A 7,915-nucleotide genomic window follows, 5' to 3' on the forward strand; every position below is an offset into this window, starting at 1 on the left:
ATATTGTCAAACTTTTTATACCTTGGTATAATATTCACATATAAGACTAAAGATAGTGCTCCTATTTAGTAATTGCCTTTTTTGGCTTTTTGAAACTATCTAATTTCTTCCTGCACCACGTGCACAGATTAATACCCTTTTGATCGTGCTCCATCAAATTATGCGGGTACGACCGAATACAGCTTGGATTTGAACATCGAGAAATGCCCATAACAAAAAATATGCTGCTAATTGCCTGCTTTACCGTCCTGTTGCGCAATCGCTCTCTATTTTGAGGCTCATTATTAAAATCAGCCCTGAAACGGCAATACGACATTACGCCGACACCTTTTCTAGCCCATCCAAATAGAAAATTATTCTCTTTCGCATACATATCTTTTTCTGTAACCCCCAAATAGCCCACCGCATCTTGATTCTTATCCTCTTTAGCCTTTTTCAGAACAAGAGACTGCAAACGGTCAGCATTATATTGCCCCTGTTTTGTCAGCTTTTTTACATTTACATTAAATTCAGCAATTGATTCTGGTGGCACCTTTGTTTTCTTCATAAAACTTTCTATAAAGCATACTTGGCCGATAAAAGTTTTCATATCACTATCGCTAAGATTGTTTTCCTTCATAACATGTTTTATAAACTCTGGTTTTACTGTTTTTTGAATCCTTTCCATCACAAAAGAAACATATTTCCCCGCATTATTACGATCAATTGCACCGGGGTTAACAGCTTTTTGGGATATTACAATATCTATACCGATGATTTTCTCCAGTTGATCTACGACTTCATTCAAAAGCACCTTATTAACCTCCCCAATAGGCACAATAACAAGTACTTTTGAGCCAGGTGTCGTCTTATTACTGTTATCATGTATACTTGGCTGAACATTATAACCAGTTGATTTGAGCAGCTTGTGCGCCTGCTTAATCAATTGTTCGTCTTCAGCATACTCATAAACTAATGTTGCCCTCTCCTGAGCAGATTCAACATCCCCTTTTTGGAATAACAAATTTGCATACTTAAGCTGTCGCTCCAAATTCCAGCTGTCTGAACGCAGAGCGGCTTCATATAACTCGATTGCCTTTTCAACACTACCTTCTTTTACATATACATCCACCAGAGAATATACATCTTTAACATTATGGCGAAGCGAAACATTATCATCCTTGAGATGTTTTTCTACTCGCTTTTCAAGCTCATGTTTATCTATTGATTTATTTCCTTCATCTGCAAATGAGCCCGTACCCCACATCAAGAAAAAAACTAAACATATATACGACAATATTTTATTCATAACATTATGAGCTTCTCTTTTATCTCAAAAGATTTAATAAGAGTTTCCCGATTTTTTTATTACCGCTGTAAATATTTCGGCATATAATTCCACTTTGCTCTCTCCCACTCCAAAAACGTCCGCGAATTCTTCTCTGGTCACTGGCTTTTTCAATGCCATATCCTTTAAGGATTTATCACCAAAGATAATATATGCCGGAACACGCTTCTTCTGAGCAAGTTTTGCTCTTTCTTCACGCAGCAAACTGAATAACTCGCGATCAATACCACTCCAATCCATCTCGCGGCTTTCCCTTTGCCTTTTTGCAATCTCTTTCTTTCTTACCGTTATTAACGGCTTAGCCAAAACAGGCGTTTTTTCAGCGCGCAATACCTGCCTGCTTGAATCTGTAAGCGAAAGCGTTGAATAATCCATATCTCTCTGTAAAAAACCCTGCCCTATCAACTGTTCGATCATATAACGTATAAAAACAACCGATTCATCGGCCATTAAGCCAAATGTTGACAAATTCTGATCTCCCCTAGACATAATCTGTTCGATCTTCTTTCCCTGCAATACCGAAACAATATAGTCAGCTCCAAACCCGTAATCTCTACCCATCCTCACTCTTGCCACACAAGATAATATCTTCTGGGAAACTATCAGCGCGCCATCAACCATATCAAGTTCATTCAAACAATAGTCGCATGCATCACAAGAACCATCCCGATAGTTCTGCCCAAAATAGTTTACCAAAACTTTATGCCGGCATTTTGGACACGTGCAAAAATTATAAAATAAACTTAACTTATCCATCATGACTTTTTGATTAGGAGACTCACCAATGAAAGAACTCAAAGTACGATAGTCATTTCCTCCATAAAACATATAGCAATACGAGTTAAGTCCATCACGACCGGCACGGCCAGTTTCCTGATGATAGTGTTCGATACTTTTTGGCATCGCCGCATGGATCACAAAACGGATATTGGAACGATCAATACCCATCCCAAAGGCCACCGTCGCCACAATTATGTCTACCTCCTCAAGTGCAAATTTATCCTGATGCTGCCTGCGCATATCATCCGAAAGACCGGCATGATAAGGCAGGTTTTTATAACCGAGAAGGTTCAATTGTTTTGAAATTTTATCTACATCGTTTCGACGCAAACAATAAATAATCCCTGCCTCATCCGGATGTTTTTCCAGGACATCTTTTATCTGATTTATGATTTTAGAACGTGGTCTTATGCGATAGGTTAAATTTGCGCGGTCTAACCCTCCGATATGCATACCGGGTTCATGCAATCCAAGCTGTTGAACTATATCACGCTGAACTTCCTCCGTGGCTGTAGCGGTAAAGGTATGAACATTAATCCCTTCAAACCACTCCTTAATAATCTTCAGGTTTCGATAATCTGCCCTAAAATCATGTCCCCAGTGACTAATGCAATGCGCTTCATCGATAACAAAAAATGAAAGTGGAACTGATTTTAAAAGAGTAACCGCCGCATCATTTTGCAACCGTTCAGGAGAAATATATAAAAGTTTCACCTCACCATTTTGGATCTTTTTTATTACTGACGCGCGCTCTTTTGCCTTCTGACTGGAATTTAAATACGCCGCGGAAATACCCATATCTACAAGACTGTCAACCTGGTCTTTCATAAGTGAGATCAAAGGTGAAATAACGACAGCCATACCGTCCTTAAGCATCGCGGGAAGCTGAAAACATAGTGACTTCCCTCCCCCAGTTGGAAGCATAACCAAAGTATCCTGCCCTTTCAAAATCGATGAGATCACATCTTCCTGCAAAGGACGAAACAAAGTATATCCCCAGTACTGCCTCAAAGCCGCATATATTTCATCCATTTTCTGCATCATCTATATCCTTATTTCTTTCGTCTATGAGAGAACAATCCATTCTATTGGGTAAGATTATTTATCGCTATTCTAGGAGTTGTTATCTTCTAAATTGGTTAGCCATTATCAACACAATTACGTTTCAGCTATTTATCAGTATATGAGTTAAGAAGAGTTTCCGGTTTATTGTTTTACTACAATAGCATATTTCAATGAACGCACAATTTTTCTCGATGCAACCCAAAAACCGACATTGTCATCATTAGGATTATTACTTTTCGTTATCCACCCTGATACCCTCATAGATTTATCAAGTACAATACCTATAGACGGTGCATTCTTTTTCCAATTTGAGGAACCTCCCCGCAGCCCAAAATTTTTTCCGCTGGACGGTATCTGTTTCAACCATCCCTCTCCAGGAATAGAATATCTTTTTTTTCCAACATAAGCTTTGTTTGTATCCCATACATCTTTTGATATATGCATTGATGAAAGCATAATTGGTTTATAGGTTTCGTATCTATGGCTTTTATCAAGTTTTACATCTCCCTCGACTTGCACATTCACTTTAGCAACAAATACGTTCTTTCGAGGTGGTAAGAGTTTTATTCTCCCTTCCGCCTGCAGTCCCGCAATGCTTCCTTTAAAATTAACAACAGCATCCTTTCCTTCAATTTTCCAGGTATAACTTATCCTGGCACCTTGATAATATCTGCTTTTAGTCCAAAAAGAAGGCATCAATATTACCGATGTTCCCCATCCCGCCTTCGGGCTGTAAACCATGCGAAAATAGCTACTGTCAACATGCAGTGCTGCATATTGGGCTTTACCTGTATCTGACTGGTAATAAATTTCAACGATATTGCCCTTTTGCCTGATTTCCCATGTATTCGATTCCGCGCAATTGCCCGTACCGAATGTCACAAGTAGTAAAATCCCTAGACAAATAAAAATTATACTTTTTTCTATCAGCTTCATTGTTCCCCCATTTTAAAGATAATACTTCATTATTCTTACTGTTTTTATGAAAATGTTTTCAAGTTTACAATCTGGTTTTTTTATTTTATTGCAATTTTTATAGGCTTCACTCAAATCACATTGTATCTATTAATCAACGAATAACTTAAAAAGAGTGTCCTGATTTTTTTTAGAATCATACTAAAACAATCAGTGGTATAAGCAACAACCATATCGATCCTTTCGTACATATCGTACTCTCTCATTCACTATTGGCGCTTATTGCCCACATTAGTTTGTCTTTTAGTATTAATCTGTACTAAATGGTTGCTGTACCAATTCATTATAACTTTTCTTCGATCATATGAACCTTCAGGATCCATGGCTCATAGCGGCTGCCATAAGCTAATTCAACCGTGAAGCGGGGTAATTTCGGTTCTCTGCTGTCGATTTTATCATGAAATAAGATCACGTCAAACACTATCCTCTTATCCAGAGGCACATGAATACTATTCACACTAATATCCGTGACAATCCCGTATACTTCACTGTTTTCTTTCCCATAATTATAACTCGGCCGCACCATACCGTTGGTAATAATGAACCGTGATCGGTCAGAATATTTTTCTCTCAACAATTGCGCATCAAGGCCAGCATCGATCGCGAAAAGACGGGATTCTGATTTGTATTCTTCCTCCAGCTGTTTTTTCACATATTTAAAATTATCACGAGCCCTTTTACTCTCACTGTTCTTTTCGTACGCGCTTTGCGCCTCAGCAAAATGCTGCTGCGCCCTTCTCAAAGATTCCTTATAGAGATCACCGTTATATTCAAGCACAATAAACACCTGTTTTGGTATAGCCCTTTTGAGTTTTCTTTTATTTTTCACGCTAGTAACATCACCATCTATTTTGAATCCCAATTCATTCAGTTTTTGCAAATCGAACCACTCCGGAGAAGACCAGTGACCATACGTGAAATCCTTATCAACTTTCCCCAATGTTCTCCACGATAAACGAAGAGCCAGACCGCTATTTTCTTCATCAATACTGTACGGAAGACGCAATTCTCTTTCGGTTAATTCTGTGACCGATTCCGGCTGCCCAGAACGGTTAGATACAATAAACAAAAAGACTACGCTGTTTGCAGCAATGATCACCAGCACGCCAAGCACAAATAATTTATGTATTGGTAACAATATTTTCATTCTGCCACCTCTTCCGTTTTCTTCGTCGCGTCATTACGGAGCCGTTTAAAAATAAGTAATATCAAAATTGCCGTAAGTGCGATAATAAGGAAAAATACATACTTCGGCATCCATTCCCACCACCAGTCAAAAAATTTGGTGTACAGAAAGGTTAATAAGAAAAAATATCCTGTATTCACAACTTCCGGCCAACTTTTCCTGATGCCAAACCATATAGCAATTGAGCTAAAAACAAAACCGATCGTCTGATATATGCTTTCTATAACATGCTGCGAGATATTCAAATAACTGATCGCGCCCCAATTAGACAATACCAGGATAGGCATAAAAAATAACAACATTCCAAACACACGGTAGATTACGTCAAAACCTGAAAACTTCTTATGGGGGATTAACGGTACAAAAAACAATAAAACAGCTGTAGGCAAGAAATTCTCCGGTCGCACTCCAAAATAAAACCAGTAAAATCCAAACCAGGCACCCATTCGCGCAGACAAAAAACACGCTATACAGACAATACCCGCGATCAAGAGCAGTGTTGTATTCGTAGCATACGCAAGCATGAAGGCGAAAACAGCCCATACTGCGAATGCAGTATCTGACGGTGTCATATTGAATATTTGCCCGAGCATAACAATATTCAGGACAAAACATGAAAAACAAACCATTCCAAACAGCTTTGAAAAATAACCTGTTTTTTCACGATTTGCGGCCAAGACAGTGATAATAAGAGTTATAAACGGTACCGCTGTCAATATAGATACCTGTATCCCGGTTGAGAACCGTCCCCAAAATTGGTAAAATAGGAAGAATACGCTCGCCGCCAATCCGAGAGCGCCCAAAAGAGAAGCAACCTTCATTCCGAGGCTAAGTTGTTTCTCACGCTTGTTTGAATCAATATCATATATGCTCGACATTTGTGATATAAGATTTTCATGGTAATCGGTAACACCACTACGCTGCTCCTCATCAATCAATAGAATCTTTTCATTTTCAAGAAGCTCTAATTCCGCCTGAAAACACCTAATCTGATCCGCCCGCCGCTGAGCATCAGCTTTTGACTCAACATTTTTTGGCAATCTTTTCATCTATTTTACTCTCCACCAAATTTCTTGGTAATACCGAAAAACAGTTCTCAATCCGTCCCCAGAACTATAATGCAATATAACAAATTAAAATTCACAATTCAAGACCTGACCCTTTTTTTTAATAATCTTGTGATGTTTCGAATACAGTCTGTTTATAGTTGCCTCTTTGAGTTATGTGATGCGGTAATTTTGGAATTATTACTCTAGATTGCCTCGGCATAAACTAATTTTCCTTCTAATAAAGGGCGCTGTCCCCTTTTTTTCTTTTTAATTCGACCTCTTCAATCTTCTTATTAATTTACTTATACCCCAAGCAAAAAAATACCCTATTAAAAACCACTCTATAATGCCTATAATTACACTTATTATATTGTATCCATAATAAGTCCACAAACGTACACCTGTAATATCAGAAAAGAGAAGAGAAGCAAAAACATTAATACCATCAACCCATAACAGATTCATTGTTGGTTCTTCCCCGGCGGCAAAGAAACTATAATATATCGTTAATCCGATATAAAGCGATGATAAAGTTAAACCAATAATTACTTTTTTATTTAGAGGTCTCATATATCAAGTTCTTTTATTGTTTCCTTTATTTGCATTACTTCCACCACCTTCACCGCTTCCAGCATCATTATTACCTTTATTATTTTTGTTCATATATTCCAATGCTTCCTGCATATCTCTTGGAAACATATCCGGATACTCAAACCAATTGCTCGGCTCAGATTGTACTACTAATCCACCCGTTTTGTAGCTATCGTATCCAAATCCACAACAATTGCTTTCATACTTATCATATCCATAACCACCCTTACTATACATTTTATTCATATTTCCCATACGAATTGGGGTCAGGTCTTGAATTGTGAATTTTTCAAAATTTTACTGACTGTTGAATAATGTACATTTAAATGCTCACCTATTTCTTTCAATGTATACCCATGTTCGATATGGCTTAACGCAATCTTTTTATTTCTTTCTACCCTACTCTTAACACCATCAAAAATATCCCTCAACGGTGGTCTGCACGCATATCTTTCTTCTCGACTAATCTCTTTTTCATCACCCAATATTTTAAAGTGTTTTTCTATCCCCTTAATAAAATCTCTGTCGCCTAAAAATACCCTGCTTTGTAGTTTGCCCCATAAAGAATCTTTTTGCCCTGTTCCTTCTTTAACAAATTCTACATAGGCTTTTTTTGCCGTTTTAATTTCAGTGTGAAATTCATTGAGAATAAAACTCGAGCTAATTATTGATCCATCCCTTACGTTTTTAATTGTATCCGCATAACTACTCCACTTCCATTCCTCTACCTTCTTTACCATTCTTGCCCGTACAGGATTCAATACAATATAACGACACACCTCTAATAAATAATTATCCTTATCTACTAAAATTGATTTATATCTTCCTTGAAATACATGACCAACCTTTCGATAACAACGGTTAAAAGATTGGGTGTATATTCCATTAAGTTGTCGCATAAATAATGAAAGATTACTTTCTGGGGTTTCAATCAATAGGTGA

The 7,915-nt window shown here is 37.7% G+C and carries 8 protein-coding genes; all 8 read right to left on the reverse strand.

The window, feature by feature from the left end; translation table 11 throughout:
* Positions 1-61: 61 nt before the first annotated feature.
* Complete coding sequence (locus tag P9M13_10770; protein MDP8263767.1) at positions 62-1,288, reverse strand: hypothetical protein; 1,227 nt, start codon at positions 1,286-1,288, stop codon at positions 62-64.
* Between the two features lie 33 nt (positions 1,289-1,321).
* Positions 1,322-3,151, reverse strand: coding sequence for a DNA helicase RecQ (recQ, locus tag P9M13_10775; protein MDP8263768.1), 1,830 nt, complete (start codon positions 3,149-3,151; stop codon positions 1,322-1,324).
* A gap of 162 nt (positions 3,152-3,313) precedes the next feature.
* A complete protein-coding gene (locus P9M13_10780; protein ID MDP8263769.1) occupies positions 3,314-4,108 on the reverse strand; it encodes a hypothetical protein in 795 nt (264 codons plus the stop codon).
* Between the two features lie 322 nt (positions 4,109-4,430).
* A complete protein-coding gene (locus P9M13_10785) occupies positions 4,431-5,294 on the reverse strand; it encodes a DUF4824 family protein (GenBank protein ID MDP8263770.1) in 864 nt (287 codons plus the stop codon).
* On the reverse strand, positions 5,291-6,382 hold the full coding sequence (locus P9M13_10790) for a DUF2157 domain-containing protein (protein ID MDP8263771.1): 1,092 nt from the start codon (positions 6,380-6,382) through the stop codon (positions 5,291-5,293). Before P9M13_10790 ends, P9M13_10785 begins: the two co-directional genes overlap by 4 nt.
* Before the next feature lie 267 nt (positions 6,383-6,649).
* Positions 6,650-6,952: a hypothetical protein gene (locus tag P9M13_10795; protein ID MDP8263772.1), complete on the reverse strand. Its 303-nt coding sequence runs from the start codon at positions 6,950-6,952 to the stop codon at positions 6,650-6,652.
* Between the two features lie 3 nt (positions 6,953-6,955).
* Complete coding sequence (locus P9M13_10800; GenBank protein MDP8263773.1) at positions 6,956-7,219, reverse strand: hypothetical protein; 264 nt, start codon at positions 7,217-7,219, stop codon at positions 6,956-6,958.
* 20 nt (positions 7,220-7,239) lie between these two features.
* Positions 7,240-7,915, reverse strand: a 676-nt coding sequence (locus P9M13_10805) for a helix-turn-helix domain-containing protein (GenBank protein ID MDP8263774.1), incomplete at its 5' end; no start/stop codon positions are given.

The sequence above is a fragment of the Candidatus Ancaeobacter aquaticus genome, from assembly GCA_030765405.1.
Classification (GTDB): domain Bacteria; phylum Auribacterota; class Ancaeobacteria; order Ancaeobacterales; family Ancaeobacteraceae; genus Ancaeobacter; species Ancaeobacter aquaticus.

What these genes read in the sequence shown, in the direction of transcription:
- P9M13_10770 (MDP8263767.1), bottom strand. Translation starts at nt 1,288, where the DNA reads ATGAATAAAATATTGTCGTATATATGTTTAGTTTTTTTCTTGATGTGG.
- recQ (MDP8263768.1), bottom strand. Translation starts at nt 3,151, where the DNA reads ATGATGCAGAAAATGGATGAAATATATGCGGCTTTGAGGCAGTACTGG.
- P9M13_10780 (MDP8263769.1), bottom strand. Translation starts at nt 4,108, where the DNA reads ATGAAGCTGATAGAAAAAAGTATAATTTTTATTTGTCTAGGGATTTTA.
- P9M13_10785 (MDP8263770.1), bottom strand. Translation starts at nt 5,294, where the DNA reads ATGAAAATATTGTTACCAATACATAAATTATTTGTGCTTGGCGTGCTG.
- P9M13_10790 (MDP8263771.1), bottom strand. Translation starts at nt 6,382, where the DNA reads ATGAAAAGATTGCCAAAAAATGTTGAGTCAAAAGCTGATGCTCAGCGG.
- P9M13_10795 (MDP8263772.1), bottom strand. Translation starts at nt 6,952, where the DNA reads ATGAGACCTCTAAATAAAAAAGTAATTATTGGTTTAACTTTATCATCG.
- P9M13_10800 (MDP8263773.1), bottom strand. Translation starts at nt 7,219, where the DNA reads ATGAATAAAATGTATAGTAAGGGTGGTTATGGATATGATAAGTATGAA.